Source organism: Paraburkholderia tagetis (genome assembly GCF_022213065.1).
GTDB classification, from domain to species: domain Bacteria; phylum Pseudomonadota; class Gammaproteobacteria; order Burkholderiales; family Burkholderiaceae; genus Paraburkholderia; species Paraburkholderia tagetis.
In genome coordinates this window covers 146127-164567 of sequence record NZ_JAKLJA010000014.1, presented here as the reverse complement: position 1 = coordinate 164567, position 18441 = coordinate 146127, and the positions used below count along the sequence as shown (strand labels likewise).

General features: G+C 66.4%; 15 protein-coding genes and 1 pseudogene. 10 read left to right on the top strand and 6 right to left on the bottom strand.

The window, feature by feature from the left end; all coding sequences use genetic code 11:
- Positions 1–68: 68 nt before the first annotated feature.
- Positions 69–335, bottom strand: coding sequence for a CppA family protein (locus tag L5014_RS18660; RefSeq protein WP_238465209.1), 267 nt, complete (start codon positions 333–335; stop codon positions 69–71).
- 247 nt (positions 336–582) lie between these two features.
- On the opposite strand from L5014_RS18660, the pseudogene L5014_RS18655 reads away from it, so the two are divergent.
- From L5014_RS18655 to L5014_RS18645, 3 genes and pseudogenes are all read left to right on the top strand, one after another.
- Positions 583–1485 (top strand): annotated as a pseudogene (locus L5014_RS18655) (GNAT family N-acetyltransferase); the annotation flags it as partial.
- Between the two features lie 49 nt (positions 1486–1534).
- Positions 1535–1864, top strand: coding sequence for a GIY-YIG nuclease family protein (locus tag L5014_RS18650; protein WP_238465208.1), 330 nt, complete (start codon positions 1535–1537; stop codon positions 1862–1864).
- 192 nt (positions 1865–2056) lie between these two features.
- Positions 2057–2263, top strand: coding sequence for a hypothetical protein (locus L5014_RS18645; RefSeq protein ID WP_238465207.1), 207 nt, complete (start codon positions 2057–2059; stop codon positions 2261–2263).
- Here the strand turns inward: L5014_RS18645 and ppa are convergent.
- Positions 2253–2780: an inorganic diphosphatase gene (gene ppa / locus L5014_RS18640; protein ID WP_028222277.1), complete on the bottom strand. Its 528-nt coding sequence runs from the start codon at positions 2778–2780 to the stop codon at positions 2253–2255. The genes L5014_RS18645 and ppa overlap by 11 nt on opposite strands.
- Positions 2781–3190: 410 nt before the next feature.
- Here ppa and L5014_RS18635 point away from each other — a divergent pair, with 410 nt between their 5' ends.
- From L5014_RS18635 to L5014_RS18625, 3 genes are all read left to right on the top strand, one after another.
- Complete coding sequence (locus L5014_RS18635; protein ID WP_238465206.1) at positions 3191–4630, top strand: aldehyde dehydrogenase family protein; 1440 nt, start codon at positions 3191–3193, stop codon at positions 4628–4630.
- Positions 4631–4680: 50 nt separating this feature from the next.
- Positions 4681–5439 carry an SDR family oxidoreductase gene (locus L5014_RS18630; protein WP_238465205.1) on the top strand — a complete coding sequence of 253 codons (759 nt, stop codon included), beginning with the start codon at positions 4681–4683 and terminating at the stop codon, positions 5437–5439.
- Between the two features lie 139 nt (positions 5440–5578).
- Positions 5579–6898, top strand: a complete 1320-nt coding sequence (locus L5014_RS18625; RefSeq protein WP_238465204.1) for an MFS transporter — start codon at positions 5579–5581, stop codon at positions 6896–6898.
- A gap of 138 nt (positions 6899–7036) precedes the next feature.
- Here L5014_RS18625 and L5014_RS18620 read toward each other — a convergent pair whose 3' ends face one another.
- The 3 genes from L5014_RS18620 to hemC are packed head-to-tail and all read right to left on the bottom strand — an operon-like array spanning position 7037 to position 11649.
- Entirely contained in the window at positions 7037–8251 is a 1215-nt protein-coding gene (locus tag L5014_RS18620; RefSeq protein WP_238465203.1) for a heme biosynthesis protein HemY, read from the bottom strand.
- Positions 8252–8254: 3 nt separating this feature from the next.
- Entirely contained in the window at positions 8255–10558 is a 2304-nt protein-coding gene (hemDX, locus tag L5014_RS18615; protein WP_238465202.1) for a fused uroporphyrinogen-III synthase HemD/membrane protein HemX, read from the bottom strand.
- Complete coding sequence (hemC, locus tag L5014_RS18610; RefSeq protein ID WP_238465201.1) at positions 10555–11649, bottom strand: hydroxymethylbilane synthase; 1095 nt, start codon at positions 11647–11649, stop codon at positions 10555–10557. The genes hemDX and hemC overlap by 4 nt, the downstream gene beginning before the upstream one ends.
- Before the next feature lie 463 nt (positions 11650–12112).
- Here hemC and ppc point away from each other — a divergent pair, with 463 nt between their 5' ends.
- The 3 genes from ppc to L5014_RS18595 all read left to right on the top strand — a co-directional run bounded on the left by ppc (position 12113) and on the right by L5014_RS18595 (position 16382).
- Positions 12113–15259, top strand: a complete 3147-nt coding sequence (ppc, locus tag L5014_RS18605; protein ID WP_238465200.1) for a phosphoenolpyruvate carboxylase — start codon at positions 12113–12115, stop codon at positions 15257–15259.
- A 262-nt stretch (positions 15260–15521) separates the two neighbouring features.
- Positions 15522–15908: an aggregation-promoting factor C-terminal-like domain-containing protein gene (locus L5014_RS18600; protein ID WP_238465199.1), complete on the top strand. Its 387-nt coding sequence runs from the start codon at positions 15522–15524 to the stop codon at positions 15906–15908.
- Positions 15909–16040: 132 nt separating this feature from the next.
- Entirely contained in the window at positions 16041–16382 is a 342-nt protein-coding gene (locus tag L5014_RS18595; protein WP_238465198.1) for a hypothetical protein, read from the top strand.
- Between the two features lie 111 nt (positions 16383–16493).
- Here L5014_RS18595 and L5014_RS18590 read toward each other — a convergent pair whose 3' ends face one another.
- On the bottom strand, positions 16494–17258 hold the full coding sequence (locus L5014_RS18590; protein ID WP_238465197.1) for a class I SAM-dependent methyltransferase: 765 nt from the start codon (positions 17256–17258) through the stop codon (positions 16494–16496).
- A gap of 228 nt (positions 17259–17486) precedes the next feature.
- Between L5014_RS18590 and L5014_RS18585 the strand changes: the two genes are divergently transcribed.
- Positions 17487–18326, top strand: coding sequence for a helix-turn-helix transcriptional regulator (locus L5014_RS18585; protein WP_238465196.1), 840 nt, complete (start codon positions 17487–17489; stop codon positions 18324–18326).
- Positions 18327–18441 lie beyond the last annotated feature (115 nt).

Genomic DNA, 18441 nt, shown 5'->3' with positions numbered 1-18441 from the left:
TGGGTACTCGCAGCGGCGCTGAAGCGTCCGCCCTCAACAACGAACATTGACCATGATCGAAAGGTCGCCTAACCTATGCCGCACCCGCCGTCCCAACCTTCAACTGCCAATGGGACATTGCCTTCTGCCCTCGGCGTTATCACAACCGCATCGGGGATGGTCACGCCGAGCATTTTTGCGATATTGGAAACGTATGGACGCGTGCGACCGGGCAGTTGCTGTCGTGCATTCGCGACCTTACTTTCACCGCAGGTTGCAATCAGATAGTCGTACACGCGCCGGTCGCGGTCGTTCGCGAGAATGACATCTGTATCGACGGTGCTGGACGCGTCCATGGCCCATCTCCGGACAGCGGTTAATAACCGTATTAACTGTAGAGCGAAAATCAGCAGAAAAAATATATTTTTCAATGACTTATGCTATATTTTTTTCAGCCCCTCCCCCGGACCCCCACCCGGTTTCGGGCATGCTTGCCCTCAACCTAAAAACAGCTCGGCTCCCTGCGGTCGCCTTCGAAAAGCTTAGATATAGATGCACGTAAACCCTACCCAGTCACAAAGTGCTCTAAATCGATTGACTACATACGTGTTCGATTGGGCCTGGGCCGACGCCTACAAGCGCAACGGCCTCGAGTACTACCCGAAGCTGCTGTGCGCGGTGCCGTTTACGCCCGTGCAGGGCACGCGCCTGATCGCCGCCGATGAAACCGCGCGCCGCCATCTGGCCGCCACGCTGGTCGCGTTCGCCGAGCAGGCCGATGTCTCGTCGCTGCACGTGCTCTTTCCCACCGCCGAGGACGCGACCATGCTCACCGACCTCGGCATGATGCAGCGCGAAGGCGTGCAGTTTCACTGGCTCAACGACGGCTACCGCGACTTCGACGACTTTCTCTCGACGCTCGAGCAAAAGAAGCGCAAGAACATCCGTGCCGAGCGCCGCAAGGTGCGCGACGCGGGCGTGACGCACCGGCGCATTCGCGGCGAGGACATCCGCGACGAACACTGGCGCTTCTTCAGCCGCTGCTACCGGCAGACCTATCGCGAGCACTTTTCGTCGCCGTATCTGAATCTCGACTTCTTCCGCGCGATTGGCGAGGCGATGCCCGAGAACCTGATGCTCGTGATCGCCGAATACGAGGGCAAGCCAATCGCGAGCTCGCTCGTCGTCTACCAGCGCGACGAGAGTGGCGGCACGCTCTATGGCCGCTATTGGGGCGCGCTCGAACACGTGCCCTGCCTGCACTTCGAGACCGCGTACTATCAGCCGCTCGAGTTCTGCATCGAGGAGAAGCTCGCCGTGTTCGAAGGCGGCGCGCAGGGCGAACACAAGATGGCGCGCGGCTTCCTGCCCACCGTCACGCGCTCGGCGCACTGGCTCGCGCATCCCGCCTTCGCCGATGCCGTCGCCCACTTTCTTCAAAGCGAGACGAACCAGATTCATGCCTACGTTCATGAGCTGAACGAGCACAATCCGTTTCGCGCATAAGCCGGGTGCCACCCCCATCACCGTTCAAACGATCATCGCGTCTCCCAACATGCCGTGGTTCCTCTACCTGCTCGAATGCGCCGATGGCAGCGTCTACACGGGCATCGCCGTCGACGTTCAAGCGCGCTTCGCGCAGCACGCGAACGGCACCGGCGCGCGCTATACGCGCTCGCGCAAGCCGGTGCGCGTGCTCGCGCAATTCGAGCTTGCCGACCGCGCGAGCGCCCTGCGCGCCGAATACCGGGTCAAGCGCCTCGCGCCGCGCGAAAAGCGCGCGCTCGCAGCGGGCGAGCGCACGCTGGAATCGGTGCTGCCCGCGCCACCCGCACTGCCCGTGCTGCCCGACAGCGCAGAACCGGAAGCCGAGGGCCTGAGCTGAGGCGTGTCCGCGTGTCCATTTCCGGCGCTTGCTTAAGCGTCCGTTTTTAAGCGTCCGTCTGACCTCCCGCTTGAGCGCCGGCACGAACGCCGGTCCCGCCCAGGCCTAAAGCCCCTTCCCGCCTCCGCCGTTATCCTGGCGATGCAGCGTGGCTTCGCGCAAGGCCGCATCGCAGCCGCCGACATCGACGGCATGATCTGGGGCTATCGCACGCTCAAGAACACGGAGCTGACCGACCTCTACAACCGAGGCGAATTCGAGGCCGGCTTTGATCTCGGGCCATCGTCCGCTACAAAAAACGCGGGCGAAAAAAAAGCGCCCCTTGCGGAGCGCCTTGCCGGCAAACCCGGGCTTTCCGGTCTTGCGGCCAGCCTCGCTTGCTTCTTGATTACTTCTTGAAGTTCGCGACGCCGTCGGTGATTTCCTTGTGGGCGGCTTCGATGCCAACCCAACCGTCGACCTTGACCCACTTGCCCTTTTCGAGCGCCTTGTAGTTCTCGAAGAAGTGCTTGATCTGGTCCATCAGGTACGCGGGCACGTCTTCGAGCGACTTGATGTTGGCCGTCATCGGGCAAACTTTGTCGTGCGGCACGGCGATCAGCTTGGCGTCGACGCCCGACTCATCGGTCATCTGCAGCATGCCGAGTGCGCGCGAGCGCACGACGGAGCCGGCCAGCAGCGGGAACGGCGTGATCACGAGCACGTCGACGGGGTCGCCGTCGCCCGAAAGCGTCTGCGGGATGAAGCCGTAGTTCACCGGATAGCGCATGCCCGTGCCGACGAAGCGGTCGACCACGAGCAGGCCCAGGTCCTTGTCGGCTTCGTACTTGACCGGATCGCTTTGCGCCGGAATCTCGATGATCACGTTGAAGTCTTGCGGCAGATCCTTGCCGGCGGGGACATTTGCGAAGCTCATGAGCGTTCTCTGTTGAAAAGGAAAAAGCGACGGTTGCGTGCGCGGGACGCGGCGTGCGGCGCGGATGAGGTCGAACACGGCCAGACACGATCAAACCAGGCCATGCAAGCCAAAACGCGCACTGCGCTCCGGCGCGCAACCGGACGTTGGGAGTTGGCGCTCATTATAGCCAATCGGCTGCGGCGTCTGACGGTTTGGCCCAGGGCTTTCCCGCACGCGGATGAAGCGCCCGCTGAATTCGCGCGCGTGATGGCCGCGATTGGCGCGATAATGGCCCAGCCGGCGCCGCCCCAACGCAACACACACACGGGGCAGGACACATCGCGGAGCACCCACCCGCGCCCCAAGCCGGCGGCATTGCCCGTTTTGCATTTCCCTTCCCTCGTTTCACCCCTTTACGAGGCGCATGCATGGAAGAAGCGAAGCACTTCATCGGCGGCACGTGGCACTCGCCCGCCAGCGGCGAGACCTTCGCCGCAATCGATCCCTCCACCGGCCAGCCTTTCGCACAGCTCGCACGCGGCAATGCCGCCGACATCGACGCAGCCGTCACCGCCGCGCGCGATGCCTATGAAGGCACCTGGGGCGCACTCAGCGCCGCCGAGCGCGGACGCCTGCTGTTCAAGCTCTCCGGCCTCGTGGCCCAGCATCAGGAAGCACTCGCGCAGCTCGAAGCGCGCGACACCGGCAAGCCGCTCAAGCAGGCGCGCTCCGACGCCGCCGCGCTCGCGCGCTACTTCGAGTTCTACGCTGGCGCCGCCGACAAGCTGCACGGCGAGACCCTGCCCTACCAGGCGGGCTACACGGTGCTCACGGTGCGCGAGCCGCACGGCGTGACGGGCCACATCGTGCCGTGGAACTACCCGATGCAGATCTTCGGGCGCAGCGTGGGCGCGGCGCTCGCGGCCGGCAACGCGTGCGTCGTGAAGCCCGCCGAGGACGCCTGCGTCTCGCTGCTCGAAGTGGCGGCGCTCGCGCACGAAGCCGGCCTGCCCGCCGGCGCGCTGAACATCGTCACGGGCCTCGGCCACGAGGCGGGCGCGGCACTCGGCGCGCACCCGGGCATCGACCACATCTCGTTCACGGGCTCGCCGCAAACCGGCAAGCTCGTCGCGCAGACGGCCGCCGGCAACCACGTGCCCGTCACGCTGGAGCTTGGCGGGAAGTCGCCACAGATCGTCTTCGCCGATGCCGACTTCGACGCGGCGTTGCCCGTGCTCGTCGCCGCCATCGTGCAGAACGCGGGGCAAACCTGCTCGGCGGGCAGCCGCGTGCTGATCGAGCGCGCCGCCTATGAGCCGCTGCTGGAGCGGCTCGCGGCGGCGTTCACGGCGCTGCGCGTCGGGCCCGCGAGCGCCAATCTCGACTGCGGGCCGCTCATCAGCGAGAAGCAGCGGCGGCGCGTGCGCGATTTCCTCGACGAAGCCCAGCGCGACGGCATTGCCACAGCCGCACGCGGCAAGCTCGAAGCCGATGCGCCCACGGGCGGCTTCTACGAAGCGCCGGCGCTATTGCGCGACGTGCCGCCGCAAAGCCGGCTCGCGCAAGAGGAGGTGTTCGGCCCCGTGCTCGCGGCCATGCCCTTCAACGACGAAAACGAGGCGGTCGCGCTCGCCAACGGCACGCCCTACGGGCTCGTGGCAGGCATATGGACGCGCGACGGCGCGCGCCAGATGCGCATGGCGCGGCGCGTGCGCGCGGGCCAGGTGTTCGTGAACAACTATGGCGCGGGCGGCGGCGTCGAGTTGCCGTTCGGCGGCACGCGCATGTCCGGCTACGGACGCGAAAAAGGCTTCGAGGCGCTCTACGGCTTCACGGTGCTGAAGACCATTGCGCTGCGGCACGGCTAACGCGGTTTCTCATTGCAACAACCTGCATCGATAAAGCACACGGAGACATCATGCGACTCAAAGGCAAGACGGCTGTCGTGACGGGCGCCGGCTCGGGCTTCGGCGAAGGCATCGCGAAGACTTACGCGCGCGAAGGCGCGAACGTCGTCGTCAACGACCTGAACGGCGACGCGGCGCAACGCGTGGCGAGCGAGATCGCGCTCGCGGGCGGCAAGGCCATCGCGGTTACGGGCGACATCACGCGCGAAGCCGACTGGCACGCGCTGCGCGAAGCCGCTGTCGAGGACTTCGGCAGCGTGCAGATCGTCGTCAACAACGCGGGCACCACGCATCGCAACAAGCCCGTGCTCGAAGTGAGCGAAGCCGAATTCGACCGCGTCTACGCGGTCAACGTGAAGGGCCTCTACTGGAGCGTGCGGGCGTTCGTGCCGCACTTTCGCGAGCACGGCGGCGGCGCGTTCGTCAACATCGCCTCCACGGCGGGCATCCGGCCGCGCCCGGGACTCGTCTGGTACAACGGCAGCAAGGGCGCGATGATCGTGGCGAGCAAGGCGCTCGCCGCCGAGCTCGGCCCCGACCAGATTCGCGTGAACTGCGTGAATCCGGTGATCGGCGACACGGGTCTCACCGCCGAATTCATGGGCGTGCCCGACACGCCCGAGAACCGCCAGCGCTTCATCGCGGGCATTCCGCTCGGACGCTTCTCCACGCCGCAGGACGTGGCGAACGCGTGCCTCTATCTCGCCTCCGACGAAGCCGCCTTCATCACCGGCACCTGCATCGAAGTGGACGGCGGGCGCTGCGTATAGTCCTGCCTGCATTTAGTCCTGCTATTGTTCGCGCCAACACACTCTGACGCGCACCCGGCGCACGCCCGGGTGCGCCGCAACAACGCCCTAAGTGGTTGACTTATCGGTATTTTCCCCGATCCATGTCTATGGAGACACCATGGCCAGTCCAGCAAATCACCTGCCGCATGCGGACGCGGGCGCTTCGCCCTCCGCCTTCGAAGAAGCCACCTACCGCAAGGTCGCGTGGCGCCTCATCCCGCTTCTGATGCTCTGCTACGTGGTCGCATATCTGGACCGCGTCAATGTGGGCTTCGCCAAGCTGCAAATGAGCACGGCGCTCAATCTCTCGGATGCGGTCTACGGCTTCGGCGCCGGCATTTTCTTCATCGGCTATTTTTTGTTCGAAGTGCCAAGCAATGTGATCCTGCATCGCGTGGGCGCGCGGGTGTGGATCGCGCGCATCATGGTCACGTGGGGCCTCGTCTCCATCCTGACGATGTTCGTGACCACGCCCACCATGTTCTACGTGATGCGCTTTTTGCTCGGCCTGTGCGAGGCCGGCTTCTTCCCGGGCATCATCCTCTACCTCACCTACTGGTATCCGGCGCACCGGCGCGGGCGCATGACCACCTGGTTCATGACGGCCATCGCGCTTTCGGGCGTGATCGGCGGGCCGATCTCGGGCTGGATCCTCAAGTCCTTCGACGGCGCGAATGGCTGGCAGGGCTGGCAGTGGCTGTTCCTGCTCGAAGGGCTGCCTTCGGTGATCGTCGGCGTGCTGGTGTTCTTCGTGCTCGACGACCGCATCAGCAAAGCGAAGTGGCTCACCAGCGACGAGCGCGCGCTGCTCGAGCGCAACATCGCCGCCGAGGACGCCACCAAGGAAGACCTTCCGCTTGCCAAAGTGCTCACGAGCCCGCGCGTGCTCGTGATGAGCTTCACCTACTTCTCGTTCGTGATGGGCCTCTACGGCGTGAGCTTCTGGCTGCCCACCATCATCAAGGCGACGGGCGTGAAGGACGCGCTCATGATCGGCCTGCTTGCGGCGATTCCGTTCGCGGCAGCAGTGGTCGGCATGGTGCTCGCCGCCAAGAGCGCCGACCGCACGCGCGAGCGCCGCTGGCACATCGCGATTCCGGCCGTGATCGGCGCGATCGGCCTCGTGCTCTCGGTCACGTGGGCGCACAACACCACGCTCGCGATGACGGCGCTCACGATCGCCACCGTCGGCATTCTCACCACGCTGCCGTTGTTCTGGAGCCTGCCCACGGCCTGGCTCGCGGGCACGGGCGCGGCGGCGGGCATCGCGCTCATCAACTCGATCGGCAATCTCGCCGGCTTCCTGAGCCCCTATGCGGTGGGCTGGCTCAAGCAGGTCACGGCCGCGAACGACTCGGGCATGTACATGCTCGCGGCGTTCATGATCCTTGGCGGCGTGCTCGCGCTGTGCGCGCCCAAAAAACTGGTGAACCGCTAGGGCATGGCTGGCGCCTGAGCGGCCGGTCAAGCCGCACGCCAAAACGCAAAACGGCCGCTCGAAAGCGGCCGTTTTGCGTTGATGCTGGTGATAGCGGTGATGCGCCGTGCAGCTTGCAACGCGCGTTGAAAATACGCCTTAAACGACGTTCATCGCCAGCGCGCTCTCGCGATAGTGCGTGGCGGCCTTGCCGGCATCGCCGAGCTCCTCGTGCAGACGCGCGAGCGCGCGGTGCGAGCGGATCTTGAGCGGCTCGTTGTCGCTCGCGTTCGCGGACTTGAGCGCCGCCTCCAGGAACGACTGCGCCTTGCCCCAGAGCTGCTGCTTCAGGCACAGGCGACCCAGCGCGAACAGCAGGTCGGCGTCCTCGGGACGCTCCTTGCGCCACGCCTCGGCCTTCTGGATGAGCGGCAGCGCGTCATTGCCGGACGCCGTGGCGCCCACCGTGTCCGGATAGCGGCGCAAGAGGCGCGCGTCCCAGTTCTGCGCGAGCGCTTCCTCGACGATCTTGCGCGCCTCGTTCGGGCGGTCGAGCGCGATCAGCAGCTCGGCGGCACAGTCGGCAAGACGCGGCGAATGACGCTCGACGGGCGTGAGCGCGTGCCAGAGCTCGAGCAAGGCATCCGCGTTATGACGACGGTCGCGCAGCAGGTTCTCCGCCGCGAGCTGACGCAGGCGCACCGCCACGGCCGGATGCAGCGCCTCGCGCTTTTCCAGCGTCTTCACGAGCTTGAGCACTTCGCTCCAGTTTTTGAGCTGCTGCTGCGCGCGCAGCGCAATTTGCTGCGCGTGAATGCGGCGGCCGCCCTGCGAGCGCATTTCGGTGAGCGCGGCGAGCGCGCCGTCCGCATCGCGGCCATCGGCGCGCATGTCGGCGGTGGCCATGAGGCGCGCTTCCTGAAGGTCGGGGTCGTCCACCTGCGTGAGCCAGTCGTCGCGGCGCGCGTACTCGTGCAGACGATGCGCGGCGTTCGCGGCGATCAGGCCCGCAGCGCCCTTGTTCTTCTCGTCGACGAGCGAATCGCGCGCGGCCTTTTCGGCGCGCGAGAAACGGCCCGCGTAGAGATTGCCCACGGCGTCGCGCAGCGCCGAATTCGCCTTTTCCGTGCGCATGCGCGCGCGGTAGGCGGCGACGCGGCGCGGCATCGTCACGATGTTGCGCACGAAGCGCAGGATCGCGTAGAGCAGCAGGAACGCCACGACGATGCCCACCACGAAGAGGTTGAGCGAGACGTCCACGCGATACGGCGGGTAGACGAGCAGCACCTGCCCCGCGTCGAAGCGGCCCACGGTGGCGAGCGCGACGGCAACCGCGAAGAGGATCGCCAGCCAGATAAGTCCACGGATCGCCATGTGTTATCCCCGGCTCCGGTATTGCTGGAGCGCCTTCAGGCTCGTGTCGAGCGTGGGCAGCGTGACCGCGCCCGAACCGGCGCCCACCTGCTTGAGCAGGTCGCGCACGTTCTGCGTTTCCTTCGACGCGCCGTCGAAATAGCGCGAAAGCGCCGTATCGGCGGCGGCGAGGTCGGACTTGAGCGTGGGCTCGTTGCGCGACAGCAGCGACAGGCGCGCGGAGAGCAGGCGCAGCTTCAGGTTCTCGCGCACGAAATAGCCCTGGTCGGGCGAGGTGAGCATGGCGTCGGCGTTATCGATGCGGCGCACCTGCACGAGGCTCGCGATCTGCTTGCCGACACCGGAGACGAAGGTGTCGAGCCACGCCCGCCAGCGCGGCTCGCCGGTCGCGGCGGCCGTTTTCGCGACGTCCACGGGCTCGGCGGCCTCCGGCTTGGTGTGCGCGACGATCGCCTCGCCGGCGAGCGGCAGCGTGTCGACCGCGGCGAGCGCGGTGTCGAGCTTGATCGCGAGGCCCGGGAGGTCGGTGGACGGCGCGGCCTTGAGCTTGTCGACGTCCTGCGCGATGGCCTTGCGCACGGCGAGCGCTTGCGGGCTGTCCGAGGCGGCAAGGCGCGTGTCCGCGCTTTGCAGCGCGAAGAGCGCGAGTTGCGTGTTGCCGGTGAGCTGAAGCTGCTCGCTCGCGCTCGCGAGCATCTGGCCGACCTCGGCGAGCGTCCAGTCGTCGCGGTTCTTCGCGAGATCGGCGTATTGCTGCGCGAGCGCCTGCTGCGAGGTCTGCGCATCGGCGATCTTGCCTTCGAGCAGCGCCATCTGCTTGTCGACCTGCTGTGCGCTTGCCACGGCCTGATCGGCGCGCGCGCGCAGCGCGGCGCTCTGCTGCTCGGCGGCCTGCTGGCGCTGCACGAGCGCCGCGTCCATGCGGTCGAGCTTGCGGTTGATGGCATAGCCGCCCGCCCCCGCGCCCGCCGCGACGAGCACCACGACGAGCCAGAGGATCGCCGTGCCCGCGCCGCCGCGCCGTGCGTTCGCAGGCTGTGTATATGACGTGGAGGGCGCGGATGAATAAGCGGAAGCGGCGGATGCCGGACGCGCACTCGCGGCGGCCGGCTGCGTGCCCTGGCTGCCGCTGCTACCTTGAGATGCGGTAGATGCGGCGCCCCGATTGGGAACGTGGCTGGAATCGTTCGAATCAGTCATGCGTGATTGTGCCGGCGGCGAGGCCGGGGTGTTCTGAACCGGTTGAGCTGCCTGTGCCCCGCGAGGAGGCGCAGCTGAATGCGCTACGGAAGAAACCGAGGATGCCGCAAGGGATGCCGCGAGGCCCAGCAGTGTTTCGACGATGCGCTCGTCGCCCGCGCCGGACACCGTAATCCTATCAAAACCCAATCCGCGCGCCGTCTCGCCGATGCGCCCATGAGGCGCGACGAGCGGCGCGTGGCGCAGCTCGACGATCTCGCCCGCCGTGAGATGCTCGCGCGCAAGCTCATCGAGATTGCGCACGCCTTCGGAACTGGTCACGAGCCAGGCGTGCGGCGCGCCTTCGAGCAGCGCGTGCACCGTCTCCCAGACGCCGATGGGCGGCTCGGGCACGACACGGCGGTAGGCCGCGACCGCCTCGACCTCGGCGCCCGCTTCGCGCAGGCGGTCGGCGAGCCATTCGCGGCCGCCGTCGCCGCGCACGATCAGCACGCGCTTGCCCATGAAGGCATTCGCGCCGAACGTTTTTTCGAGCGCGGCGTAGAGCGATTCGGAGTCGAAGCGCGCGGGTTCTTCGTCGGCGGTGCCCGTCGGGCTGATTACACGATGCGCAGGCGCCGCGACGCCGTGGCGCGCGAGCGCGGCCACGCTTGCGGGCCCGACCACGGCGACGGGCAGCGCATGCGGCCAGATCGACGAAATCGAGCCGTAGCACGCGAACGCGCGGTCGACGGCGTTGGGCGAGACGAACACCACCAGCGCATAGCGGTCGAGCGCGCCGAGCGCTTCGCGCAACGGTGCGTCGTCGCGCACGGGTTCGATCGTGATGAGCGGGAATTCAAACGTGCGCAGACCGCGCGCCTGGAGTTGAGCGGCGAGCGTCTGCGACTGACCGGCCGGACGGGTAATGACGACCGTGAACGGCTCGGACGCGCGCGAAATGTGGCCGGAAGCGGAACCCGAGGCGGAGCCCGAAACGTGCCCCCCAGCGGCGCGGCCCGATGGCGTGCCGCCCGCGCTCGTGCCGTGATCGGTCGGCCCGCCCCATTCGTCGGGCTGCGCGGGAGCCTTCACGCCGCCGCGACGCGGCTGCCACGGGGCCGTCATCGCGCGCCCGTCTCGTCTGGCGCGCCAGCGCCCGAGTCACCTGAATCACCTGAATCACCTGCATCGTCCGGACCGCCCGCGCCGTTCTTGCCGGCCGGCGGCGCGTTCGGCGCGCGCGCCTCGTCGGCGCTTGTCTCGGAAAGCGCGCGCACGATCTCGAGCGCGCCCTGGGCGATCAGCGCGTCCGCGACCTGGCGGCCCAGCGCGACGGCGTCTGCGACCGTGGCCGGCGCCGCGTCGCCCTCGGCGGCAAGCACGCGGCTCGCGTCGGGCATGGCGATCGTGCCGCGCAGCGCGAGCCGGCCGTCGTGCCACTGCGCGTAAGCGGCGAGCGGCACCGAGCAACTGCCGCCCAGCGCGCGCGACACCATGCGCTCGGCCTCCACGGCCTTTGCGGTGGCGTCGTCGTGCAGCGGCGCGAGCCACGCGGCCATATCGGCGCGGTCGGCGCGGATCTCGATGCCAAGCGCGCCCTGCCCCGCCGCCGGCAGGCTGTCCGCCGGCTCCAGCAGCGCGCGGATGCGCGCGCCGAGACCAAGGCGCTTCAACCCCGCCGCCGCGAGAATGATGGCCGCGTAGTCGCCGCGGTCGAGCTTGCCGAGGCGCGTGTCGAGGTTGCCGCGCAGCGGCTTCACGTCGAGATGCGGATAGCGCGCCCGGATCATCGACTCGCGGCGCAGACTGGAGGTGCCCACGACGCTGCCCGGCGGCAGCGCCGCGAGCGAGTCGTAGTCGTTGGAGACGAAGGCGTCGCGCGGGTCCTCGCGCTCCATGATGGCCGTGAGCGCGAAGCCCTCGGGCAGTTCCATGGGCACGTCCTTGAGGGAATGCACGGCCAGATCGGCGCAGCCTTCGGCCAGCGCCTGTTCCAGCTCCTTGACGAACAGACCCTTACCGCCGACTTTCGAAAGCGTGCGGTCGAGAATTTGATCGCCACGTGTCGTCATTCCGACAATTTTCACGTCGCAGGATGGATATAATTTGTGCAGCGCAGCTTGCACATGCTCCGCCTGCCACATCGCAAGGCGGCTCTCCCGCGAAGCGATCACAAGGGTGCGGGGCGTGGGCGCGGATAACGTCTCGGAATTCATGGCAAGCACATCGAATGACGGGTTCGAAAAAACAACATCGGATAACAGGCAATGTTAGCACGCGCCCCTTTTTCGGCTTGCCCCTCGGGCGCCGATAGGGCCCACGAAGCCCTCTGGTGAGCGTGTGCGGTGGCAAGGAAGAGACCCGGTTCGGCGCATCGCGCCCGAACCCGAGCCGCGTGCGCGGCCTCAACTCCCCCAGCGTCCCCAATATTCCCCGGCAAAACCGGCCCTGTCCGATTCGTCCGCTCGTTGTCTCATAATGTGCGCGCGAAGGTGTTCGCAACGCAGGTACGGCACGCACAGGATGGCACGTCCATCGCTTCCAGGTTGCACCCCGTTGTGCCTCGTTGTACCCCGGTTTTACCCCTGACGTACCCCGACCGTGGCTCGCGCCGCGGCCATGCAGTTGGCAGTTCCCGATCAACTTGTCCGTCTCCTGGCTAGTCCTGAGGAAAACATCGTGAAGTCTTCCGGATCGGCGCGCGCAGAGCGCCGCAACAACGCATCGCAACCCGCCTCTTCCACGGCCGCCGAAACGGTCGCCCCGTCGTCCGCCAAAAAAGCCAAGGCAACGACCACCGTGAAAGCCTCGACCAAAACGACGAAGGCCACGAAAGCGGCAGAAGCGACGAAGACCACGAAGGCAACGAAAGCCACTAAAGCCACGAAGGCCGCCAAGCCCACCAAGGTCGCCAAGGCCACCGAGTCCGCGAAAAGCCCCAAGGCCGTGCAAGCCGCCACGAAGCCCGCAAAGCCCGCAGCCGCCGCGCGCAACGGCAACGGCCGCGCGCGCGACGACAAAGACCAGCCGCTGTTCGAAGATATTCGCTATCTCGGCCGGCTGCTTGGCGAGGTGCTGCGCGAGCAGGAAGGCGACGCCGTGTTCGACGTGGTGGAGACGATTCGCCAGACGGCCGTGCGTTTTCGCCGTGAAGAGGACAACACCGCCGCGCTCGCGCTGGAAAAGCAGCTTCGCGCTCTGTCGCCCGAGCAGACCGTGAGCGTCGTGCGCGCGTTCAGCTATTTCTCGCACCTCGCGAACATCGCCGAGGACCGCCACCGCAACCGCCGCCGCCGCATCCACGACCTCGCGGGCTCGGCGCCGCAGGCGGGCACCATCGCGCATTCGCTCGAGCGCCTCGCGCAAGCGGGCGCGGCCGCCACGCCCGTGCTCCAGCAGTTCTTCAACGATGCGCTGATCGTGCCTGTGCTCACCGCGCACCCCACGGAAGTGCAGCGCAAGAGCACGCTCGATTCGCAGCACGACGTCGCACGGCTGCTGGCCGAACGCGACCAGCCGCTCACGCAGCGCGAGCGCGAGCAAAACGAAGCGCTGTTGCGCGCGCGCGTGACCTCGCTCTGGCAAACGCGCATGCTGCGCGACTCGCGCCTGACCGTGGGCGACGAAATCGAGAACGCGCTTTCGTACTACCACACGACCTTCCTCACCGAGATCCCGGCGCTGTATGGCGAGATCGAGACGTCGCTGAAGGAGCACGGCGTCGACGCGCGCCTGCCCGCGTTCTTCCAGATGGGTAGCTGGATCGGCGGCGACCGCGACGGCAACCCGAACGTCACCGCCTCCACGCTCGAAGAAGCGAGCGAGCGCCAGGCACAGGTGATCCTGCAGCACTACCTCGAAGAAGTGCACAAGCTCGGCGCGGAGCTGTCCGTGTCGAACCTGCTCGCCGGCGCGAGCGACGCGCTCAAGGCGCTCGCCGAGGCCTCGCCCGACCAGTCGCCGCACCGCGTGGACGAGCCGTACCGCCGCGCGCTGATCGGCGTCTATACGCGCCTCGCGGCAAGCGCGCGCGTGCGTCTGGGCGAAGGCGTGGTGGCCGTGCGCAGCGCGGGCCGCAACGCCCAGCCGGTGCGCGCAACGCCCTACGCCGATGCGTCCGAGTTCTCGCGCGACCTGCATGTCCTGATGGATTCGCTCGCCGAGCATCACGGCGCCTCGCTCGCAACGACGCGTCTCGCGCCGCTCATGCGTGCCGTCGATGTGTTCGGCTTCCATCTCGCGTCGATCGACCTGCGCCAGAGCTCGGACATCCACGAAGCCGTGATCGCCGAACTGCTCTCGCGCGCAGGCGCCGTGGCCGACTACGCGGTGCTCAGCGAGGAAGAAAAGCAGACCGTGCTGCGCACGCAACTCGCCGACGCCCGCCCGCTGCGCTCGCCCTACCTCGACTACTCGGAGCTCGTGAAGAGCGAACTCGGCGTGCTGGAGATGGCACGCGTGACGCGCGAGAAGTTCGGCGCGCGCGCGGTGCGCAACTACATCATCTCGCACACCGAAACGGTTTCCGACCTGCTCGAAGTTATGCTGCTGCAAAAGGAAACGGGCCTCATGAGCGGACGTCTCGGCCACGCGGAAGATCCCGCGAAGGCCGCGCTGATGGTGATCCCGCTGTTCGAGACGATCCCCGACCTGCGCAACGCCACGCACATCATGCGTGACCTGCTCGCGCTGCCGGGCATCGACGGCATTGTCGAGCATTGGGGCAACGAGCAGGAAATCATGCTCGGCTACTCGGACAGCAACAAGGACGGCGGCTTCCTCACCTCGAACTGGGAGCTCTACCGCTCCGAGCTCGCGCTCGTCGCGCTTTTCAAGGAGCGCGGCATCACGCTGCGCCTGTTCCATGGCCGCGGGGGCACGGTGGGCCGCGGAGGCGGCCCGACCTACAACGCAATCCTCTCGCAGCCGCCGGGCACGGTCGAAGGCCAGATCCGCCTCACCGAGCAGGGCGAAGTCATCGCTTCGAAGTTCGGCAATCCGCAGATCGGCCGCCGCAACCTGGAAACGGTGATCGCCGCGACGCTCGAAGCCACGCTGCTGCCGATGGGCAAAGCCGCGGACAACTCGCCCGATCAGCTCCCGGTGTTCGAAGAGACCATGCAGAAGCTCTCCGATGCGGCGATGGCGGCGTACCGCTCGCTCGTCTACGAGACGCCCGGATTCACCGACTACTTCTTCGCCTCGACGCCGATCACCGAAATCGCCGAGCTCAACATCGGCAGCCGGCCCGCCTCGCGCAAGCTACAGGACCCGAAGAACCGCAAGATCGACGACCTGCGCGCGATTCCCTGGGGCTTCTCGTGGGGCCAATGCCGCCTGCTGCTCACGGGCTGGTACGGCTTTGGCGGCGCGGTGGCCGCGTATCTCGACGAAGCGGGCAACGACGCGGAACGCACGCGCCGTCTCGCGCTCTTCAAGAAGATGTACAAGACCTGGCCGTTCTTCGCGAACCTGCTCTCGAACATGGACATGACGCTCGCGAAGACCGACCTCGCGGTGGCGTCGCGCTATGCGCAGCTTGTCGCCGACAAGAAGCTGCGCAAGCACGTGTTCGATCGCATCGTCGCGGAGTGGGAGCGCACGACCAGGGTGCTCGATGAGATCACGGGTACGAGCGGCCGTCTCGCGGACAACCCGCTGCTCGCGCGTTCGATCAAGAACCGTTTCCCGTACCTCGATCCGCTCAATCACTTGCAAGTCGAGCTGATCAAGCGCTATCGCGCCGGCGACCCGAGCCCGCGCGTGCGGCGCGGCATTCATCTGACGATCAACGGGATCGCGGCGGGGCTGCGCAATACGGGTTGATGAATCACGGGTTGATGAATCGCCTGGCTTGAGCGTCCGCGCTCATGAAAACGGCGTCATGCCCTTCGCGGGCATGACGCCGTTTTTTTATATGTGGGCCGCGCTAATACCCCTGAGAACTGTTCGAATTGACGAATCAGGGCCTCGACTCGAAATCGTTCGATCCAGTGCCGACAGCATTCAACGTCTTTGACCACCGACAAATCGCTAGTGAAGCACTCCAACCTATCGTGGCAATTCACCCAACGATGGAGACTTCAATATGGCGATTTCGCATGCTCATTCTCATCGCCCCACGAAAGCACGCAAGCGCGGCTGGACAGAAAAACACGCCAGCGTGGTACCGATCTATGTCCAAAGCGCGCTGCGCGACGCCATGCGCGCCGAAAACATTTCGGAGGCAGATTTCAATGATCTGCTCTGGATCATGGCGCAGGAATCTGCGGGCGTAGTCGATGCCCGAAATGGAGCATCTACCGCACGTGGCCTGTTTCAGTTATTGGCGGCTCAGTACAACTTGAACCCTCGCGGTGCGGCCTCATTCGGCAATGCACGGGAAGAGTGTCAAGGTGGTATCCGGTATATTTACGGCCGATATCATTCGGCACGCGCGGCAAAAGCTTTCTGGAAAACCCATCACTGGTATTGACTCATGCGCCCGGAAACAAAACTGCTCGCCATGCTCGCCTTGTCCGCAGTAGTGGGCGTCAGCCATGCACAGCGCTCGCCAACGTTTGAGGATTGTCCTGCGAAGGTTCAAATGAGGCGTGGAACTCCGCACATGACGTTTGCCGACGCACGCATGCGACAGTATCGGACCGCCATTCGCGATGCGGCAAAAGGGCCGATCAATTTCGCGGGTCGCTACGTCCTTGCGTCATGGGGCTGCGGGGCTGGCTGTGTCATGGCCGCGGCTATAGATACCCAATCCGGCCGCGTTACATCACTACCGTTCTCGGTCTCCGACTGGCCTCTGGACGTAACCGAGCCACTTTCGTACCGCGCAAATAGTTGTCTACTAATTGTGCACGGAAGCCGCAACGAAAGCCCCGAACATGGGACGTATTACTACGCTTTCGACGGCAAGGTGTTCACACTCCGCGCATCGGAAATCAATCGCTAACGCGTACCAGCGCATACGAGACGCGTCCACAGCCCCCACACACGAAAAAACGGCGTCATGCCCTTCGCGGGCATGACGCCGTTTTTTATTACATCGACCACCTGGCGAACTTTAGTCACGCCGCGTCGCCTCGATCATGAGGGCATCGAGCTTGAACGAGCCATCGCTTTGGATATCGAAGTACTGACGCACTTCATCGGGCGCACGCTCCCACATCGAGCGGATTGCCGTGACGCGCTCGGGCGGCGTGCGCATGCGCGCGACCCACGAATCGAACTCGAGCGCGATGCGCCAGCGCTCCGTCACCTTTGCGTCGAAGCCCGCGCGATCGAGCATCGCAAGCCATTCGTCGGCGCGATAGTCGCGAATATGCGACGCGTCGCGCAACAACTCGATCGCCTGGATATGCGTGTCGTAAAGCGGATCGTCGATACCGGCGATGTCGATGAATTTCAGCCGCCCGCCGGGCTTGAGCACGCGATGCGCCTCGGCGAGCGCGCGCGGCACGTCGCGCCAGTGGTGCGCGCTCATGCGGCTCACCGCCCAGTTGAAGGTGGCGTCGGCGAACGGCAGCGCCTCGGCGGCGCCCTGCTGCGTGCGGATGGTCGCGAGGCCCCGCTCTTTCGCGGCGGCCTCGACCGTGGCGAGCATCTGCGGAGCAATGTCGTAGGCCACGACTTCGCGCACGTGCGGCGCCACCGCGAAACTCGCATGCCCCGCGCCGCAGCCCATATCCAGCACCACGGCATTGCCGCAGGTGGCCGCGAACGTCGCGGCGAGATTCTCCAGATCCGCGCCGCTCGCGTGGACCTGGCTCGTGAGGTAGGCGGCGGCGGTCGAGCCGAATGCGTCGGCAACCTGATCGTGATGCTTCATCGCTTGCTCCTTGTGTGAACGGCCTGCCTAGTGCCACGGACGACCAGTGTGTCGCGCGGCACCGGCGCTTTTTCTGCTTTTTCTTCGTTGAGCGCGGGGCACAGGGACGTAACGACTTAACGACGTAATGACGTAACGGCCCCGCGTCAGCCGTTACAATAGAGGCCGTTTTGTACCAGTACAAGTTAAGCGATTATTCTGGTATCGCCAGCACCTGCCCCACGCAATATGAGCCTCGACACCCCCGCCGCAGGAACGCCGGCCGCCGGATCCGGCGCCTCCAAAACGCTCGAAGCGACGCCCGCCCGCGCGCTGGGCGAATTCATCCGCGCCCATCGCGAGCGGCTCTCGCCACAGGAGGTCGGCTTGCCGCCCGGCCCGCGCCGCCGCACGCCCGGCCTGCGCCGCGAGGAAGTCGCTCAGTTGTGCGCCGTGAGCCCCACCTGGTACACGTGGATCGAGCAGGGCCGGCCCGTCTCGGCTTCGGCGGACGCGCTCGCGCGCATCGCCGTCGCGCTGCGCCTCTCGCGCGCCGAGCGCGCCTATCTGTTCGAACTGGCCGCCCAGCGCGATCCCGCCGAACCCGATCCGGCCAGCGCCGCGGACGCGCCCGCCACACTCCTGCAAACCGTGCAACTCGTGGACGCCCCCGCCTACGTGCTCGACCGCCAGTGGACCGCGCTCGCCTGGAACGCCCATGCGGCGGACCTGTTCACGGGCTGGCTCGACGCGGATCACGACCGCAACCTGCTGCGCTTCACCTTCACCCAGCCGCTCGGGCGCGAGTTGATCGTCGGCTGGGAGACGCGCGCGCGGCGCCTCGCCGCCGAATTCCGCGCCGATTCGATCCGCCACCTGAACGACGCGCCCACGCGCGCGCTGATCGATTCGCTTCTTGCTGCGAGCGACGAGTTCGCGCGCTTCTGGGGCTCGCAGGACGTGTTCGAGCGCGAAGGCGGCCGGCGCGAGTTCAATCACCCGCGCCACGGCCACGTCGCCTATGACCAGATCACACTCAAGCCCGCGCACCGCGAAGATCTGAAGCTGGTCGTGCTGGTGCGGCTCTGAGCGCTGCGGCGCCAGCACCGGCGCCCCACTCCGCCGATGGTAAAATCGGCTTCTTCCCGCCGTGCGCCGCATTCTCGCGAGGCCGCGCGGCCCGCGCTTTTTCACGCTCATCATC

Excerpts from the sequence above, each read along its gene's own strand:
- L5014_RS18660 (WP_238465209.1), bottom strand. The coding sequence starts at position 335 with ATGGACGCGTCCAGCACCGTCGATACAGATGTCATTCTCGCGAACGAC.
- L5014_RS18650 (WP_238465208.1), top strand. The coding sequence starts at position 1,535 with ATGCCGTGGTTCCTCTACCTGCTCGAATGCGCCGATGGCAGCGTCTAC.
- L5014_RS18645 (WP_238465207.1), top strand. The coding sequence starts at position 2,057 with ATGATCTGGGGCTATCGCACGCTCAAGAACACGGAGCTGACCGACCTC.
- ppa (WP_028222277.1), bottom strand. The coding sequence starts at position 2,780 with ATGAGCTTCGCAAATGTCCCCGCCGGCAAGGATCTGCCGCAAGACTTC.
- L5014_RS18635 (WP_238465206.1), top strand. The coding sequence starts at position 3,191 with ATGGAAGAAGCGAAGCACTTCATCGGCGGCACGTGGCACTCGCCCGCC.
- L5014_RS18630 (WP_238465205.1), top strand. The coding sequence starts at position 4,681 with ATGCGACTCAAAGGCAAGACGGCTGTCGTGACGGGCGCCGGCTCGGGC.
- L5014_RS18625 (WP_238465204.1), top strand. The coding sequence starts at position 5,579 with ATGGCCAGTCCAGCAAATCACCTGCCGCATGCGGACGCGGGCGCTTCG.
- L5014_RS18620 (WP_238465203.1), bottom strand. The coding sequence starts at position 8,251 with ATGGCGATCCGTGGACTTATCTGGCTGGCGATCCTCTTCGCGGTTGCC.
- hemDX (WP_238465202.1), bottom strand. The coding sequence starts at position 10,558 with ATGACGGCCCCGTGGCAGCCGCGTCGCGGCGGCGTGAAGGCTCCCGCG.
- hemC (WP_238465201.1), bottom strand. The coding sequence starts at position 11,649 with ATGAATTCCGAGACGTTATCCGCGCCCACGCCCCGCACCCTTGTGATC.
- L5014_RS18600 (WP_238465199.1), top strand. The coding sequence starts at position 15,522 with ATGGCGATTTCGCATGCTCATTCTCATCGCCCCACGAAAGCACGCAAG.
- L5014_RS18595 (WP_238465198.1), top strand. The coding sequence starts at position 16,041 with ATGACGTTTGCCGACGCACGCATGCGACAGTATCGGACCGCCATTCGC.
- L5014_RS18590 (WP_238465197.1), bottom strand. The coding sequence starts at position 17,258 with ATGAAGCATCACGATCAGGTTGCCGACGCATTCGGCTCGACCGCCGCC.
- L5014_RS18585 (WP_238465196.1), top strand. The coding sequence starts at position 17,487 with ATGAGCCTCGACACCCCCGCCGCAGGAACGCCGGCCGCCGGATCCGGC.